15 protein-coding genes and 1 pseudogene are annotated in these 16,093 nt (G+C 67.7%); 3 read left to right on the forward strand and 13 right to left on the reverse strand.

Annotated elements, in window-relative coordinates:
* Positions 1–65: 65 nt before the first annotated feature.
* Both KUF83_RS05640 and KUF83_RS05645 read right to left on the reverse strand, forming a co-directional pair.
* A complete protein-coding gene (locus KUF83_RS05640; RefSeq protein ID WP_217453431.1) occupies positions 66–1,448 on the reverse strand; it encodes a NarK/NasA family nitrate transporter in 1,383 nt (460 codons plus the stop codon).
* Between the two features lie 312 nt (positions 1,449–1,760).
* Positions 1,761–2,717, reverse strand: a complete 957-nt coding sequence (locus KUF83_RS05645; RefSeq protein WP_217453432.1) for a hypothetical protein — start codon at positions 2,715–2,717, stop codon at positions 1,761–1,763.
* Positions 2,718–3,067: 350 nt separating this feature from the next.
* Between KUF83_RS05645 and KUF83_RS42530 the strand changes: the two are divergent.
* Positions 3,068–3,193: pseudogene (locus KUF83_RS42530) on the forward strand (TetR/AcrR family transcriptional regulator); the annotation flags it as partial.
* Positions 3,194–3,434: 241 nt separating this feature from the next.
* On the opposite strand, the gene KUF83_RS05655 reads toward KUF83_RS42530, so the two are convergent.
* A complete protein-coding gene (locus KUF83_RS05655; RefSeq protein WP_217453433.1) occupies positions 3,435–3,896 on the reverse strand; it encodes an ATP-binding protein in 462 nt (153 codons plus the stop codon).
* Between the two features lie 222 nt (positions 3,897–4,118).
* Here KUF83_RS05655 and KUF83_RS05660 point away from each other — a divergent pair, with 222 nt between their 5' ends.
* Together KUF83_RS05660 and KUF83_RS05665 are read left to right on the forward strand one after the other, a co-directional pair.
* On the forward strand, positions 4,119–4,970 hold the full coding sequence (locus KUF83_RS05660) for a helix-turn-helix transcriptional regulator (RefSeq protein WP_217453434.1): 852 nt from the start codon (positions 4,119–4,121) through the stop codon (positions 4,968–4,970).
* Positions 4,971–5,039: 69 nt separating this feature from the next.
* Complete coding sequence (locus KUF83_RS05665) at positions 5,040–5,174, forward strand: hypothetical protein (RefSeq protein WP_308402919.1); 135 nt, start codon at positions 5,040–5,042, stop codon at positions 5,172–5,174.
* A 167-nt stretch (positions 5,175–5,341) separates the two neighbouring features.
* On the opposite strand, the gene KUF83_RS05670 is transcribed toward KUF83_RS05665, so the two are convergent.
* The 10 genes from KUF83_RS05670 to KUF83_RS05715 form a co-directional block, all read right to left on the reverse strand.
* Complete coding sequence (locus KUF83_RS05670) at positions 5,342–5,851, reverse strand: hypothetical protein (protein ID WP_217453436.1); 510 nt, start codon at positions 5,849–5,851, stop codon at positions 5,342–5,344.
* A gap of 32 nt (positions 5,852–5,883) precedes the next feature.
* A complete protein-coding gene (locus KUF83_RS05675; RefSeq protein WP_217453437.1) occupies positions 5,884–6,576 on the reverse strand; it encodes a hypothetical protein in 693 nt (230 codons plus the stop codon).
* A gap of 35 nt (positions 6,577–6,611) precedes the next feature.
* Entirely contained in the window at positions 6,612–6,962 is a 351-nt protein-coding gene (locus KUF83_RS05680; protein WP_217453438.1) for a hypothetical protein, read from the reverse strand.
* A gap of 351 nt (positions 6,963–7,313) precedes the next feature.
* Entirely contained in the window at positions 7,314–8,564 is a 1,251-nt protein-coding gene (locus KUF83_RS05685) for a hypothetical protein (RefSeq protein WP_254643424.1), read from the reverse strand.
* 92 nt (positions 8,565–8,656) lie between these two features.
* Positions 8,657–8,974 (reverse strand): hypothetical protein, encoded by a 318-nt coding sequence (locus KUF83_RS05690; protein WP_217453440.1) that lies wholly within the window; start codon positions 8,972–8,974, stop codon positions 8,657–8,659.
* Positions 8,975–9,101: 127 nt separating this feature from the next.
* Positions 9,102–10,142, reverse strand: coding sequence for a hypothetical protein (locus KUF83_RS05695; protein ID WP_217453441.1), 1,041 nt, complete (start codon positions 10,140–10,142; stop codon positions 9,102–9,104).
* Positions 10,130–10,819 (reverse strand): hypothetical protein, encoded by a 690-nt coding sequence (locus KUF83_RS05700; RefSeq protein WP_217453457.1) that lies wholly within the window; start codon positions 10,817–10,819, stop codon positions 10,130–10,132. Before KUF83_RS05700 ends, KUF83_RS05695 begins: the two co-directional genes overlap by 13 nt.
* Before the next feature lie 357 nt (positions 10,820–11,176).
* The gene (locus KUF83_RS05705) at positions 11,177–12,670 is read right to left on the reverse strand and encodes an acyltransferase (protein ID WP_217453442.1); all 1,494 of its coding nucleotides are present in this window, start codon (positions 12,668–12,670) and stop codon (positions 11,177–11,179) included.
* 176 nt (positions 12,671–12,846) lie between these two features.
* Positions 12,847–15,033, reverse strand: a complete 2,187-nt coding sequence (locus KUF83_RS05710; protein WP_217453443.1) for a bifunctional polysaccharide deacetylase/glycosyltransferase family 2 protein — start codon at positions 15,031–15,033, stop codon at positions 12,847–12,849.
* A complete protein-coding gene (locus tag KUF83_RS05715) occupies positions 15,033–15,908 on the reverse strand; it encodes a hypothetical protein (protein WP_217453444.1) in 876 nt (291 codons plus the stop codon). Before KUF83_RS05715 ends, KUF83_RS05710 begins: the two co-directional genes overlap by 1 nt.
* Positions 15,909–16,093: the final 185 nt, after the last annotated feature.

Genomic DNA, 16,093 nt, shown 5'->3' on the forward strand with positions numbered 1-16,093 from the left:
CGGACGACCGAGCCTGTCAATGGTGCATGACAGGCTCGGTTCCGCTTGATGTCGCTCGTGTTACGTCACACCTCGGCGTAGCTGAGCTGCGGCTTCGCCTCCGAAGTGGTCGTGGCGGGCGATTCGGCGGCCGCCGGGCGGCGAAGGTATACGGCCCAGGTGACCGCGAAGCAGACCGCGTAGAAGGCGAGGAAGGCGACGAAGGCCCCGGTGCCGGAACCGACGCTCAGGAACGACTGCCGGAAGGCCAGGTTGATACCGAGACCACCGACCGCGCCCACGGCCCCGATGAGCCCCATCGAGGCGCCGGACAGGCGTCGCCCGTACGACGCGGCCGCCTCCCCGGTGAGCCCCATGGCGACGGCCTTGGCGTGGAAGATGCCGGGGATCATCTTGAACGTGGCGCCGTTGCCGAGCCCCGTCAGCACGAACAGCACGATGAAGGCGGTGGTGAACAGCGGCAGCGACTTCTGCATGGAGGCGACCACGATGACGGCGGTCGCGGCGCCCATGGCGACGAAGTTCCACAGGGTGATGCGCGCCCCGCCGTACTTGTCGGCGAGCGAGCCGCCCACGGGCCGGATCAGCGAGCCGAGGAGCGGCCCGATGAAGGTGACGTAGGCCGACTCCAGGGGCGTACGGCCGAACTGAGTCTGCAGTACGAGGCCGAAGGCGAAGCTGTACCCGATGAACGACCCGAACGTCCCGATGTAGAGGAAGGACATGATCCAGGTGTGCGGGTCCTTCACGGCCTCCTTGGCGGCGCCGGTGTCGTTCTTCACGGACGTGATGTTGTCCATGTAGAAGGCGCCGAGGACGGCGGCGACGACGATGAGCGGGATGTAGATCCCGAGCAGCAGGCGCGGACCGCCGCCGGCTCCGATGACGGCGAGCCCGACGAGCTGTACGACGGGGACCCCGATGTTGCCGCCGCCGGCGTTGAGCCCGAGGGCCCATCCCTTCTTCCGGAGCGGGAAGAAGGAGTTGATGTTGGTCATGGAGGAGGCGAAGTTCCCTCCTCCCACACCGGCGAGCATGGCGCACACGAGGAAGGTCCCGAAGGACGTCCCGGGCTCCATGACGGCGAAGGCCGCGACCGTCGGGATGAGCAGCATGCTCGCCGAGATGATGGTCCAGTTCCGGCCACCGAAGCGGGCGACCGCGAAGGTGTAGGGCACCCGCACGATGGCGCCGACCAGCGTGGCCATCGAGATGATGAAGAACTTGTCGGCGGGGGTGAGCCCGTACTCGGGCCCCATGAAGAGCACCATGACCGACCAGAGGGTCCAGATCGAGAACCCGATGTGCTCGGAAAGAACCGAGAAGAAGAGGTTGCGCCGGGCGACCTTCTCCCCCGTCTCCTTCCAGAACGTCTCGTCCTCCGGGTCCCAGTGGTCGATCCAGCGGCCTCCCCTGCGTCCTGCGGGGGCTGTACTCGGGGCTGTCATGACGCCTCCACGGTTCTCCGGTGCTCAGGTCTCGTACTCAGGTGATGAGCCCGAAGGTAGGGAGGACTGATTTCCGTTCCTGTGGCTGTGAGTGACCGGAAGGGAACGTTGCTCTCACGAGGGGCGGCGGGCCTCGGTGAGGACGGTTCCGTCAGGGGGCACCCGTGAGGAGCTGTCGGGCGAGCACAGACGCCTATGGAGAGCGTACGAGAAGGGAGTGGCTGGAAGTGATGGGTTCGGGTGTGATGTGAGCGGAGGCGACGGGGCTGACGAGGAGCCCTGGCTGGTTCAGCGCTTTTGCCACGTCAGTACCTACTGAGGAGGCTGGGCCTGCCCGTAGGGGTTCACTTGTGGATAGGGCTGCGCCTGCGGCGGAGACTGGGGCTGGGCGTGGGGCTGCGCGTAGGGGCCGGGGCCCTGCTGACCGGCGTACGGGCCGGGAGCCTGAGGGGCGTACGGTCCGGGAGCCTGAGGGGCGTACGGTCCGGGAGCCTGAGGGGCGTACGGCCCAGGGGCGGGTGCGTCGGCCGGGGGAACGCCGTGCGGGTTGCCGTAAGGGCTCCCGTACTGGTGGCCGCTCTGCTGCCCGTACTGCTGGCCGTATTGCTGGCCGTACTGCGCTCCGAACGGATTCCCCTGCCCGGGCGCGGACCCCGGAAGCTGCCCGCCCGGCATCTGCAATCCCTGCGGCAGATAGCGCACCCGCCCCGTCTCATCCGTAACAGGGGTGAATCCGGCGGCCTGCAACCGTGCCGCGAACTTGGCGTTCCGCTTCCGTGTGACGACGAGCCCGAGGCCCAGGACGCCCATGAGCACCACCCAGAAGACCCCCGACACGGCGAAGGCGATGCCGTCCCCACCGGTGCGCAGGGCGAGGATCACACACCCGACGGTAAAGCCGACGGCACCCCAGGCCATGCGCTTCTCGGCACTCTTGCCGGTCAGGTCGAAGTTGATCCGCGCCTTGAGCAGCTCCAGCGCATCGGGCACGAACGGCGGCAGCGGCCCACCGCCGGGGGCCTGCGGAAACTGCGCCCAGTTCTGCGCGGCCCGGGTCCGGGCTTGCGGACTGGCATCGGGGACGATGAGCATCTTCAGCGCACTGTTGTTCCCGCCTCCCTGCCGCACGTCCGCGTACTGATAACCGAACTGCTCCGCGATGTACGCAAGCCGGGCGAGCTTCTTCACGGATGCCATGGGGCTGGTGAGCTCGACGGGCTCGCCTCCCGCCATGAGCTGGAACATCTTCCGCACTTGGCGACTACTCACGCCTGACTACCCCCGTTGCCGACTGCTGATCATCATCCGGCCGAACAGCCTATCCACGGCCGCCGAGGGCCTGGGGCGCGGCTATGCCCCCTCCACGGCCACACCTCGGCGACTCCACGAAAGGCGCACACCTGAGACCGGGGCGGGCCGGTCTTGCGTTGGCCCGAGGCCAATCCCGCCGCCGTCGCTGTTCCTGGTAGGTCACACCGCGGAGGGGTCGACCGGCCAGGGCCACCGGCCAGATCAAGGGGCGGTGGTCGGTCTACCGGGAGCGTACGAGGGCCTCCAAGACCTGGTGGACGGTCTTCGCGGGGTGGCCGGTGGCGGCTTGCAGCACCCGGGACCGCATCGTGCAGGCTGCGGTCGGCCTGCTGTGCAACCATGGGCCGGCCGCGGTGACCACGCGCCGCGTGGCCCAGAAGGCCGGGGTGCAGCCTCCTGCTTCTTACCGAATCTTCCAGGGCAAGGACGACCTGCTGGATGCTGCCGCGGAACGCGTCTTCGCCGAACATCTGGCGAGCAAACGGACCACCGCGCCCTCGGACGACCCCGTGGAAGACCTCCGCGCCGGGTGGAACACGCCGATCGGCTTCGGCCTGGCCAACCCGTACGTCTACGGCCTGCTGCTCGAGCCCTGGCCACGGCGGCAAAGCACCGACCGACCGCCCCTTCTGGGAACCAGACCGAGGCACACACGCCGCCTTCCCGGTCAGGGCACTAACGATTGCGACGCCCCTCTCCCCCAACCTCGAACCACAGAAGCTTCCCGCAACCGCGCCCGAGCAGGCCGTCACCAAACTGCCAGCCGCCCCACGAACTCGCGCACTCCTGCACGAGGAACAGCCCGCGGCCGCCTTCCGCACCCGCCGGGGCGGGCGGAACCCGATCACCGGGAGGCTCGCTGAAGGGGGCCGGAATGTGCGGGCTGCTGTCCCACACCCCTACCCGCAACCGCCCGTCCCCCAACGCGGTCAGCCGCAGGGAGGCGGGCCCTCTCGCGTGCCGGTACGCGTTGGCCACCAACTCCGACGCCAACAGCTCAACCACGTCGAGGACTTCAGCCATTCCATGCCCGCTGAGCGCGGCCCGCACGGTCATACGTGCGACGCGTGCGGCACGGGGGTCATGGGGCAGGCGAAGGGCGTACGTCCAGGCATCGGGCGGGGCTACGGTGACCATGAATGCCTCCGGAAGGGAAAGGGACTTGGGCTCACTCAACGGCGGCGCCAGACGGTGGCAATGCCTGGTGGGGTGCGCTTCCGTCTTGGGGCGCCGACAGGTTGGCGATACGGTCTTAAGCTAGCGCCGACTGGGAGATACATCTCCCAAAGTCGCGATATTCATCATCGATTACCTCGTGTGAGGTACCCGAGCGCCGCAACGCGGCCGGAAGGAGACGCCTTGCCGCCCACCGGCACCCCGACCTTGCGCCAGCGGCGCATGGGCACTGAACTCCGCAAACTCCGTGAGCGGGCCGGGCTGACCGTCACCGGCGCCGCCACGCTGCTCGGCGTCAACCAGGGCCGCGTCAGCATGATCGAGACCGGCCGCAGCGCCCTCAGCGCCGACCGCGTCCGCGCCCTGACGCGCTCGTACGACTGCGCGGACGAGCAACTCGTCGACGCCATCACCACGATGACCGGTCGGCGAGTCCGCGGTTGGTGGGAGGAGTACCGCGACATCCTCCCCTCCGACCTGCTGGACCTGGCCGAGTTGGAGCACCATGCCACCGCACTCCGGGTAGCTGTCACGATCCACATGCCCGGCCTGCTGCAGACCGCAGAGCACGCCCGAGCGGTCATGCGCGAAGCGGTTCCGCCACTCCGGTCCTACGAGATCGAGCATCGCGTGTCACACCGCGTGAAGCGCCAATCAGTCCTCTTCCAGGGAATCGGGACCCCGTACACGGCCATCGTGCACGAGGCGGCACTCCGCATGGGTTTCGGTGGCCCTGAGACCAGTCGGGCGCAACTCGCCTATCTGATGGAGGCGAGCGAACAGCCCAAAATCAGCGTCCGGGTGATCCCCTTCGGCGAAGCGGGATTCCCGGCTTCCGGCCAGCCCATCACCTGTGCCGCCGGCCCTGTGCCAGGGCTCGACACTGTCGTACTGGACACCGACCACGGCTGCGAATTTCTCGATGGGCAAACGCAGTTGGAGCGCTACCGCTCGGTACTGGATCGCATGGAATCGCGGGCCTTGCCTGAGTCGAAGTCCCGAGACCTGATCCAGCGCATCACACAAGACCTCTAAGGAGACCCCGTGCCGGAACTCACCTGGCAGAAGTCGTCGTACAGCGCCGAGGCGGCCAACTGCGTGTACGTGGCGACTACTTCTACGGACACTGTCCATCTTCGTGAGAGCGACGAACCCGACGTCATCCTCCTCACCACCCGCCCACGCCTACGTGAGCTGATACGAACCTTGAAGAAGTGTCCGTCCCCACGAACCACGTGAACAACTGGCAACCGTGGAACACCCCGCGTGCTCCGGACCTGAATCGAGGGGTGCCACGCGCACGGTGTCCTCAGATTCCCTTACCCCGATCGGCACGGCGGCCGGGGTAGCCAAGAGCACGAGCGATCCGGAACACGGCCCCGCCCCTGTGACACAACCTCGGGAATTCAGATCTGCGGCGCCTTGCTGCGTACACGAGGCGGGAAGAGCCTGTCGTACACACGGATGAACGCTTTGGCCAGCGGAGCCCCGACAAGGGTGGCGGCGAGACCGGTCACCCAGAGGGCGGGATAGCGCCTGGAGGTGTCCGTGCCGCCTGGACTGCCGCGTCGGCCTCCGCCGAAGGGCCACGTTTCCAGGATGGCGCCGAACAGAACCTCCAGGATGACAACGCAGACGACGGCACCCACTATCCAGGCGAAACGCTGCAATGCAGGCTCCCACGGCTCCACCGCCTTGGTCACACAGAGGAAGAGAAGAACGGCAAGAAGAGGAACGGCGAGACCAGCTGCTACGGCAAACCTGTAGGCCCCACCAGGCCACGAAGCCCCAGCCCAGCGCCAGGCCACCGGACCCCACTGGTCCTTGCCAAACGCAGGGACGACAAAGAGCCCGAGGATGAGGCCCACGATGACGAGACAAGACAAGCCACGCTGTCGATTCGTGTTGCCCTCCATGCCTGCAGAGCCTTCTCCCACGGATTTCATGATTAGCGCGCTGCCCTCGTATCCGCTTCCAGGGGATTGTCGAAGCTGACCGTTTCAGCGATCTGCTTGAGGATCGCGCGGTACTGATCGCGGCGAGCCACGGCCGTCGTACTCAGCGTGAGGACAACCATGCGCTTGCAGTCCGGGTGGGGCAGATGAGCGTGGATCTGCAGGAGCGGCACTTGCGGGAGACCGCTGCTGGCTGAGGGCGTACGCACGGTTTGGCTGAACGTTGCGGGGCCGCAGGGCAGTTCGAGGTACTCGACGTACATGTGGCCATCAGCAGAAGCCACGGCACGGGCCGCAGTGGCCGCTCGCGATGACACGGTCGTGTGACGCCAGGAGAGAGTGAGGAAAGACGACAGAGGCTGACCCCTACCGCCGCTGCCCGCGGTTTCGATGTCATCACAGTGCAGACCGATAGAGCAGTGCACGGTGCCGATCTCACGCAACGCAGCCAGCAATTGCTGCCCTTCCGCGACTTGAGCAACGAAGCGCTGCCTGGCGACCTCGCCGGGTGCCGCGTCGAGGAACGGCGCGAAGGCTGTACGCAGCTCGCGGGCGGCTGAAGATTCAGGCGGTGCAAGTAGGAGGTCGAGAGGTATCGGAGTAAAGCCTGCGGGTTCGGCGAACCAGATGTCCGCATCGGGGTCTTTGGCGGAATCGTCGACAATGAAGCGAGGGGCGACGGTCATGGAATCCTGTCGGTACGCGTGGCTCGGCGCCGACGCTAGTGAGGAGCCGATGGGCCGGGCACATGGGCTCCGGCGCGGCGAGCACGTTCGAGCGCCGCGGGGCCGGCGCTCCAGTCAGTCGGGGCGACTCCTCGGCCGCCTGTGGCTGCACGCTGATAGAGAAGGTGCAACCGTTTGGGCGCGTCCCCTCCACGGCCAGTGGCCGCGACCACGGCGATGAAACGTGGGTCACCGGCAAACCAAAGAGGCTCGATCTGAGCTTTCAATTCCGGTTTAGTACGGGCAGTTCCGAACCGTCGCATCCACCAGAAGGTGCGCATGTTCGACAGGAAGAGCAGAGGAACCTGCTCCTCTGGGTTCTCGGGGTTGACGATCTCGAACCACATCTCGTCCTCCTGGGCACGGGGGTGCTTATTCCGGCCACGAGGGATGCCAGTCAGGAACTGCCATGGGTATTGCTGGAGGACGCGCCGGATGTGGAGGGACGGACGAAAATAGACGAGTTGAAGAACGGCTCGGAACGTCGCGTAGACGAGAACGGGCAGAAAGACCCACCCGATCGAGGATGGTGTCGCCACGATAAGAAAGAGCGATCCGAACCAGACTGCAATCCACCCTACAAGTCGCCCAGCGATCGAGAGCATGTGCTGGTTCCAGGCTCGCCGGGTTGGTGGATGACCCCAAGCTGTCGGGGATTCGGTTGCATGCACGAGGTGGGCTCTCTCTGTGTTCAGGGCTCAGAAAACATGCCGGGCAAGATCGACGAGCGCACCACCATCAATGCCAAGCCGTGTGCCGTCGATGCCTGCCACGGAGCCGCTCTTGATCCCGTCGTCGTCGGCATCCACGGCTTTCATAGCCAAGCCGAAACCTGCGGTGACAACACCGATTGAGGCTGAGGTAACCTCGATCGATTTAATCGTTTGTTCGGCTCGAGCTCCCCTGATCGTCAAATTGAGGAGGGAGTTGTCCAAGGCGGAAATCGACTTCGCCTGCTCCATGGTGAAGGTGCCGAAACGCGCAGCTCGTTGACCAAGCGTGATGGCTGCCCCCGCTTCACCAGTGACTCGCACGGCAGCCATAGCGCCTTTGCCCACCGCGCCGATTCCAGGAAGCATGCCGAGAGCGTCGCCACCGACCGTGACAAGGTTGCTCCAGAAGTCCGTGTCCAACTCGCCTTTGGTGAATCCGTCCCACAGCGAAGCACGCAGCTCGGGGTCGCCGAGCACCCGCATCCCCAAAGCCGTGGCGCTCAACGTCGCCGCGACGAGCAGCAGTACCGCAGCCGCCGTCCCGCCCGACAGAACGAATAGTGCTACCAGCCCGACCACAGCGGCCACTCCGCTGAGGATGTCCGGGAGGTTCTCGCCAAGCCAGTCCACTGCCGAGTCGAACGCCCCCGGCTCATGCGGGGCCAGCTTCTTCGTTGCGTCCCGGATCTTGCCCGCGCGGTATTGCGCTTGGTTCTCGTGCTCCTCGGCGAGTTTCCGGGCCCGGCCGAGGATCTTCTCGAGGTCCGCCTCCGCCTCGTCCACGGCCGTGTTCGCCTGGGTCAGGGCCTTTTCCGCGTCCTCGTGCGCGGTGCCCTTCTTCTTGTTCAGGGCCGGGTCGTCGCCCGCGGTGGTCGCCTTGCCCTTGGCGGCGTCGACCACGGCGCGCGCGTCCTTCGCCTCCTCGTCCAGACGCTTCGCACGGCGCTGGAAGTCGTCGAGCTCGCCCTCCCAGAGGCTCAGTTGCTTGGCGGCCTTGCCGATGGAGCGCGCCGCGTTCTTCAGGTTCAGCGGCAGCGGGCCACCGTCGAGCTGCTCCCGGAAGGCGACGGCCGCGTCGCCCTTCCAGTAGCTGCCGTCCATCAGCTTGGTGACCAGGTCGCGCGTGTCCGCCAGGACCTTCGCGCAGTCGGCGAGCTTCTTGTGGAGGCCACTCACCGTGTCGGTGCTGCCCGGCACAGGATTGAAGCCGAGGTGTGGATAGTCGGGGTTGGGCATCCTCGGCGAGGATTTCCGCCCCTGCGGTAGCTGTGCTTCCTTGGCGGCCTGGGACTCGGCCAAGGGTGACGGTTCAAGGCCCGGTGTCACTGTCACTTCTGGCCGCCGCCTTCGCCGTTCCCGGCCTTCTTCAGCGCCTCTTCGAGGGCCTTGTCGACCTCGCGGTAACTGTCCCGGCTCTTCTCGATGATCCCGGCAAGATCCTCGGTCTGCTTGCCGATCTCCTCCGAGCCGAACTTCCAGTCGTCCTGGAAGCCCTCGCACGCGGAGTCCAGATCATCGGTGCCCAGACCCGTGATGGTCGCTTCGGACAGCGCCTTGCGGACACCCTTGAGCGAGTCCGTCGATTTGTTCAGCATCTTCATGAAACGCCCGAGCTCGTCGCCGTCGACCGCTAACCGCTCCGCCACGCCTCGTTACCTCTCCCCGTCAGCCGACCGCCCCTTGAAGCGGAATCACGCTATCCGTTCTTCATGGTGCTCGGCCAACCGCCCCCTCGGGAGGGCGGTCGGCCGCCGGCTGACTCCACCGCCGCACTCAGCGGTTGACGGCCTGGATCTCCTGCACGATCACGTCCTGGTCTGCCCCGAACTCGCCGTCGGGCAGGTCCTGTTCGCCGTTCACGCCGGTGCCCGTCCAGTGGATCTTCCAGGTGATCGTCGCCTGGAGCTTGTACGAGTCGTCGCCCGACGAGCGCAGGTACTTCACACCGCACGGCGGGGTCTCGCCGGCCTTGCCCTTCGCGTAGGCCTCGCCGATCTGATCGCCGTTGAGTTCGCAGACGCCGGAGGCGGGATACGTCGTCGCGTCGGCCGTGCCCGGCTCGATCTTCAACGAGACCGGCTCGGCCGTGGTCGTCGCCTGAACTCCCAGCAGGGGGACGGACGCGGTTACGGAGACCGGCTTGAACTTCGCCGCGTCCAGCCATGCCCACGTCGGGAGGTTCACCTTCGTGTTGCCGTCCGGGGCGAGTTCGACCGTAGTCGAGGGCACCCGGATCTCGGCGTAAGCAAGTTGGGCCAGCATTTCGGGGGTGATCGCCTGCGGGATCTCCGGGGGCGGCGGAGTTCCCTGGTCGACCCAGAAGATGTCCTTGTCACAGTCGAGAGCTCCAGGGTCGCCTTCCCTGCCCTCCGTGACATAGGAGTCCCAGAAGTAGCCCTTGCCCTCCTTGTCCTTGTTGAAGTCCTTGTACGGGTCGCCTCCGACGAACTTCTTGCGCTGCGACGCGTCCCACTCGTACCCCGTCGATCCCGCTTCCCAGATCGGCTCCAGGTACTTCTTCAACTGGTCCGGGGTGTACTTCGGAGCGTAGTAGCAGGCAGGCGGAGTCCAGTTCGATGCCGTGGACGTGACCGGGCCGGCCGCGTTGCCCGTGCCGTTCTTCGAACGGTCGAAGACGACTGCGCCGGCCGTGGAACTCACTGTCTGCTCGTTCCGGCCCCCGTCCACCTGAGTTTCGGAGCCCGTGCCGTTGCCGCCCGGCACAAAATCCGCCCAGGCAGTAGGACCACTGACCGATACCGCAACAACGGCAATCACGGTCGCGCCAACGGCGATTCGCCCTACGGCTGGCATTGCGCCGCCCCCCTCGTGGAAATGATCTGGGACGTCTGCCACGTTCCAGTGCTGCTTTTTTCCAACCGCGTGTTGTAGTGGACATAGCTGTTCTTCGTGACAGGTGTCTTGTCAGCGGTGCCGGTTTTCTTGTCCTTGCTGAAGCCCTTGCTTTCGTCCGCACAGAAGCTGAGCAAAGCTGTGGTCTTATTCTTCAGCGTCACGTTCCGGTCGTAATACCGTGCCTCTCCCGTGAGCGAGGCGTCAGCATCCTTGAACTGCTGAACCCAGGCCAGCGCAGCTTCCCGCGCCTTGCCCGTGTTGTAGAAAGCAAGGGCCTCGCCCTTGGGGTCCGTCCCCGTGATGGCGGCGTCCACGGCACGCATCCGCTCAGCATTGTCAGCAAGCACGGCATCCTTGACGGCATCCCCGGTCTTCGCCGGTTCGAAGACCAGCTTCAAGTCCGACGGAAGCGTGATCTTCGGCCGGCCCGCCGCCGCCGAAGCAGGCGCACTCGGCGAAGCCGACTTCTTCTTACCGGTGTCGGCGCCCGCGATCTTGTCGTTGGCCTTGTCCTTGGAACTGTCGTCGCTGCCGCAGGCGGACAGCGTCAGGGCCGCGGTGGCCGTCAGCGCGATCGCTGCGAGCAGAGTGGGGCGGCGGTTCACGGACGGCTCCCGGTGGGGCGAGGGGGACATGAGCGCAGCCACGCTACCGAGGGTGCAGGGACCACACCAGAGCGAATTACGCCGACGTGATCAACAAATGGGCACCCAAGACCTCATACCGGTACAACACGCCACCGAGAGAGCCGTCACAAGTGGCGGGCCAAGTCCCCGACTTGGCCCGCGCAAACGAAGCACACGGCTCCGCATCCGACCGTTCGGCCACGTTCGCGGGCCGCCGTCAGGCTCTGCCATACCGCCGTCAGGCTCTGCCGTACCGCCGTCAGGCTCTGCCGTACCGCCGTCGAGCTCTTCCCTGCTGCCGTCGGCCGCTGCCGTTCTGCCGCCGACGGCGTTCCGCTCTTCCTACTTCTCTTCCTGCTTCTCTTCCTACTTCGCCTTCGCCCGGGACCTGGACCGGGAACGGGAGCGGTCCCCCGCGCCGGAGCCCGCGCCGGGGCCCGAGCCGTGCCCGGAGCCGGAGCCGGAGTGCGAGCCGGCACGGGACGCCTTCTTCGATCCCGTCGGCCACAGCTGCGGCTTGCGCTTGGCCGCCAGGTCCTCCGCCCAGCCGAAGCACAGGACGCAGGCGCCGATCAGGAGCCAGGTGAGGACGAGGACCGGCCAGGGGCTCTCCAGCAGCCAGGAGAAGTCCCGCCACATCACGTCGATGTCCCACAGGCGGTCCCACTGCGTCGCCGCGATGAGGATGCACGTGTTGTGCCAGAGGTAGATCGTCACCGCGCGCGAGTTGAGCAGGGTGATCGGCTTGTCCCAACGGCGCAGCCTGCGTGGCCATTCCGACCAGGACGGGCTGAAGTGCAGCAGGAGCAGCACGGTTCCGCAGGACCAGAGCGCCTGGGCCAGCGGGATGCTGTCGAGGTCGTGGCCCTCGGAGAAGTTCTGGTTCGTGGCGTACCAGAGCCCCAGCAGAGCGACGGCCGGGGCCACCGAGGGGATCACGTAGCGCGGGAGGCGCTGGAGGATGCCCTCCTGGTGGGCCATGCCGAGGATCCAGCAGGCTCCGAACGTGCTGAAGTCCGTGAGCGCGGACGGAATCCGCTCGCCCGGAAGCGACAGGTACTCCAGCTGGAAGGCCGCCGACAGGAGGATCGGCGCCGCGATCGTCGCCAGGGGCAGCGCGCGCAGCGCCCGGAGCAGGAAGGGCGACAGCAGCACGTACCAGAGGTAGGCGCGGACGTACCAGAGCGGGCCCGCGAGTTCCTCGGCCCAGCCGTCGCCGATGAAGCCGTGGATGCCGGACAGGCCCTCGGCGAACGGCGGGTCACTGACGGGGAGGATCCAGAACGTGAGGTGGAGCAGCCACCAGCCCGGGTGGCCGTCCTCGTCCGGTCCCCAGCCCTGAAGGACCATGCCGGTGACGCCGATCGCGCCGAGGAGCCAGATCGGGGGCACCAGGCGGCGGATGCGGCTCCGGATGACCTGGGGTGCCGGACGCTTCAGGGAGCGTGCCATCAGGTTGCCGGCCAGCGCGAACATCACGCCCATGGACGGGAACACCAGGGGCAGCCAGGCCCAGCCGGTGAGGTGGTAGAGGACGACCCGGAAGAGGGCGATCGCGCGGAGGAGGTCGAAGTAGCGGTCGCGGACGGGGCCGCGCTTGGCGGTCGCCGCAACCCCTTCGGCCGCCGACGTCCCTTCTCCCGGGGCTGCCGCTTCTTCCGTCGGTGCTCCGGGTCCCGCTGCCACACCCGCTGTGGTGGTATTCGCGGCCGGCTCGGGCCACACCGTGGTCGCGGTGGGTGCCGCCGTGCCGGCCGTACCTCCCGCGATGCCCGGTGCCGCCGCGGGACCGGGGAAGCTCCCGCGGTACAAGTCGTGCGCGTCCCGTGTGTCGTTCGGGCCGCCGTACGAGTCGTGCATCGAGTGGTCCTGTCCGGCTCCGGGCCATGTACCTGCGTCCGGGCCCGTACCGGTGCCGGCGCTTTCAGCCGCACCCGTACCTGAACCAGTACCTGAACCAGTACCTGCACCTGTACCTGTACCTGCGTTGCGGGGTGCGCCCATGTCCTGCCATGGGTTCTGGGGAGGCGGGATGCTCATCCGACCGGCCTCCGGTCCATCTCCTGCTGCTGCGGTACTCCGCCCGCGGCTCCGGGAAGGCCCACCGCGCCCGTGCGCCGGAGTTTCTGCCAGCGCAGCCGGCCGCCGGTCAGCGCGGTGATCCAGGACTGGAGCAGCACGACGTACATGAGCTGGCGGTACAGGATCTGCTGGAGCGGGAGCGAGAGCAGGTGGGTCATGCGTTCCTTGTCGAGGCGGAACGCGTACGCCGCGCACACCGCCTGGACCGCCAGGACGCCGAACCACGCGAGGATCGTCTGCTCGGTGGGGCCGAAGACGAGTCCGTAGAGGAGGAACACGTCGATCAGCGGGGCCAGGAGCGGGGCCAGGATCATGAAGAGGGAGACGAGGGGCATGCCCACGCGGCCGAAGCGGCCCGACGGGCCGCGTTCGATGACCGCCCTGCGGTGCTTCCAGATCGCCTGCATCGTGCCGTACGACCAGCGGTAGCGCTGGGACCACAGCTGCTGGACGGACTCGGGGGCCTCGGTCCAGGCGCGGGCGTTCTCCGCGTACACGACCCGCCAGCCGTCGCGGTGCATCGCGATGGTGATGTCCGTGTCCTCGGCGAGCGTGTCGTCGCTCATGCCGCCCACGCGCTTGAGCGCCGAGCGACGGAAGGCGCCGACGGCCCCGGGGATCGTCGGCATGCAGTTGAGCATGTCGTACATCCGGCGGTCGAGGTTGAAGCCCATCACGTACTCGATGTGCTGCCAGGCGCCGATGAGCGAGTCGCGGTTGCCGACCTTCGCGTTGCCCGCGACCGCGCCGACGCTCGGGTCGCCGAAGGGCTGGACCAGTTCACGGACGGTGGCGGGCTCGAAGACGGTGTCGCCGTCCATCATCACGATGAGGTCGTAACGGGCGTTCGCCACGCCACGGTTGAGGGCGGCGGGCTTGCCCGCGTTGAGCTGGCGCACGACGCGCACGTTCGGCAGGTGCAGGTTCTCCACGATGCGCGCGGTGCCGTCGCTCGATCCGTCGTCGATGACGATCACCTCGATGGGGTGATCGCTCGCCACCAGCGAGTGGACCGTCTGCTCGATGCACTTCGCCTCGTTGTAGGCGGGCACGAGGACCGACACCGGTTCGGTGATCGGCCTGCCCCAGCTGAAGCCGCGGCGGCGGACCTTGCGGGCGTGCAGGACGGAGAGCAGCAGCATCAGCCCGAAACGGGCGATGACGAGGGCGCCGACGATGGCGAGGCCGACGACCAGGACGGACGTCGTGTTCTCGGAGGCCTGGACCGCCAGGACCCACGCCCTGCCCTTCCACAGGTCGAGGCCGCTGACCTCGGTGTGGGCGCTGGGCACCTTCAGGGTCGCGGTGAGCGTGTCGAAGCGGTAGCCGTCGTCCTGGAGCCCGGCGATGAACCGGTCGAGCGCGGCCACGGTCTGCGAGCGGTCGCCGCCGGAGTCGTGCATGAGCACGACGGCGCCCTTGCCGCCCTTGGGCGTGGCGTTGCTGATGATCTTTTCGACGCCCGGCCTGCGCCAGTCCTCGCTGTCGGTGTTGTTGACGATCGTGATGTAGCCGCGGCTGCCGATGTACTCGGTCACCGGCCACGACTTGTTGTCCATCTCGCCCGCGAACGACGAGTAGGGCGGCCGGAAGAGCGAGGTCCGGATGCCGGCCGCGCCCGCCAGCGCGAGCTGGTTCTGGGACAGCTCCCAGTCCACCCGGCTCTTCGACTGGAGGGAGAGGTCGGGGTGGTTGAAGGTGTGCAGGCCGACCTCGTGGCCCTCGTCGACCATGCGCTGGACGAGGTCCGGGTGGCGCGAGGCCATGGTGCCGGTGATGAAGAAGACGGCGTGCGCGTCGTGCCGCTCGAGCACGTCGAGGACCTTGGGCGTCCACTCGGGGTCCGGGCCGTCGTCGAAGGTCAGCACCAGTTTGTGGTCCGGGATCTCCACGCTGTCCTCGCGGCCGGCCCGGGTGTCGATCACCGGGCCGCCCTCCAGGATCTCCTTGGGGACCCGGTCGGACGCGGCCGGCGACTGGACGCGGTGGTCGGCGAGGATCTCGCTGTGCACGAAGCCGCGCAGCATCAGCATCGCCATCAGGGCGAGGAGGATGAGCGAGGGCAGCAGGTAACGCATGGGGAGGCGCCGGCGCCGGGGGGCGCCCCGCTCTGCGCCACGGCGGTTGGTGCGGGGTGCCATCAGAGAACGTTCTCCGGGGACGACGAGGACGAGGGAGCGGTGGTCGGGTCCGGCGTGACGGGGACGGGCTCAGGTGTGAGCGGTTCGCCGGCGACCGTGTCGGTGTCGCCCGCGGCCGGCGGATCCGAGGGACCCTCCGAGACGCCGGTGTCGGTCGGCTCCGGATCGGGTGACGTGGTGACCGGGTTCGACGGGGTGGACCTGGTCGGCTCCGGGTCGGGGTTCGGCTTGGTGTTGCTGGTCGAGGGCTTGGGGGCGGTGCTCTTCCCCGAGGCCGAGGCGCTTGCCGACGGGTCCGCCGACGTGCCCGCACCCGGTGACCTGGTCGTCAGGTCGTCCGCCGAGGGGGTCGTGCCCGGCGAGGGGCTGACCGCGCCGGACGGTTCCGCGGACTCGGCGACCAGGGGCGGTGAGTCGACCTTGCCTGCGGGCGAGTCGTCCTGCTTGCCCAGCTCGGGGAGCCAGGGCGCGGCGGAGTTGCCCGACAGGAGCGTGGCGAGGATGACCATCGCGTAGACCGCGCAGGCCATGCCGACGGCCATGCCGATCCTGCGGTAGCGGCGGCTTCGGCGGCCCGTCTCGTCGACGAACACCGGGCCGTCCGAGGACTCCTGGGTGCTGGGGCCCTTCGCCTGCTGGACGAGCCAGTCCTCCAGCTGCCGTCCCACACCGTCGAGCTGGACCGTGACCTCGTGCGGGTCGTGGGTGTGCTCGGGGTGCTCGGACTCCTGCCAGGAGTCCTGCCCGACGTCGGAGTCGGAGTCGAACGGGGCTTCGACGGTGCTTCCGGAGGTGCCGTCGCTCAGCACGTCGTCGTTCCGGCGTCCGTCGTCCGGGCGATCGGCGTCCGGCTCGTCGTATCTCTGCCGCGGCACCGACGCGGCCGCCTCCCGGCGGAACCATCCGTCGGACGCGCCCGCACCACCTGACGCGCCGGAGGCCCCGGACACGCCGAAGGCACCGGCTTGGCCGGAACCGCTTCGGAAGGGCTGATCAGGCTCGTCCCGGACCGACTGGCCGATCTCGCCTCGGGCCGACCGGTCGTCGCCGCTCTGCCCCG

The sequence above is a fragment of the Streptomyces sp. BV286 genome (assembly GCF_019090165.1).
Taxonomy (GTDB): Bacteria; Actinomycetota; Actinomycetes; order Streptomycetales; family Streptomycetaceae; genus Streptomyces.

Excerpts from the sequence above, each read along its gene's own strand:
- KUF83_RS05640 (WP_217453431.1), bottom strand. The coding sequence starts at position 1,448 with ATGACAGCCCCGAGTACAGCCCCCGCAGGACGCAGGGGAGGCCGCTGG.
- KUF83_RS05655 (WP_217453433.1), bottom strand. The coding sequence starts at position 3,896 with ATGGTCACCGTAGCCCCGCCCGATGCCTGGACGTACGCCCTTCGCCTG.
- KUF83_RS05670 (WP_217453436.1), bottom strand. The coding sequence starts at position 5,851 with ATGGAGGGCAACACGAATCGACAGCGTGGCTTGTCTTGTCTCGTCATC.
- KUF83_RS05675 (WP_217453437.1), bottom strand. The coding sequence starts at position 6,576 with ATGACCGTCGCCCCTCGCTTCATTGTCGACGATTCCGCCAAAGACCCC.
- KUF83_RS05680 (WP_217453438.1), bottom strand. The coding sequence starts at position 6,962 with ATGTGGTTCGAGATCGTCAACCCCGAGAACCCAGAGGAGCAGGTTCCT.
- KUF83_RS05685 (WP_254643424.1), bottom strand. The coding sequence starts at position 8,564 with ATGCCCAACCCCGACTATCCACACCTCGGCTTCAATCCTGTGCCGGGC.
- KUF83_RS05695 (WP_217453441.1), bottom strand. The coding sequence starts at position 10,142 with ATGCCAGCCGTAGGGCGAATCGCCGTTGGCGCGACCGTGATTGCCGTT.
- KUF83_RS05700 (WP_217453457.1), bottom strand. The coding sequence starts at position 10,819 with ATGTCCCCCTCGCCCCACCGGGAGCCGTCCGTGAACCGCCGCCCCACT.
- KUF83_RS05705 (WP_217453442.1), bottom strand. The coding sequence starts at position 12,670 with ATGCACGACTCGTACGGCGGCCCGAACGACACACGGGACGCGCACGAC.
- KUF83_RS05710 (WP_217453443.1), bottom strand. The coding sequence starts at position 15,033 with ATGGCACCCCGCACCAACCGCCGTGGCGCAGAGCGGGGCGCCCCCCGG.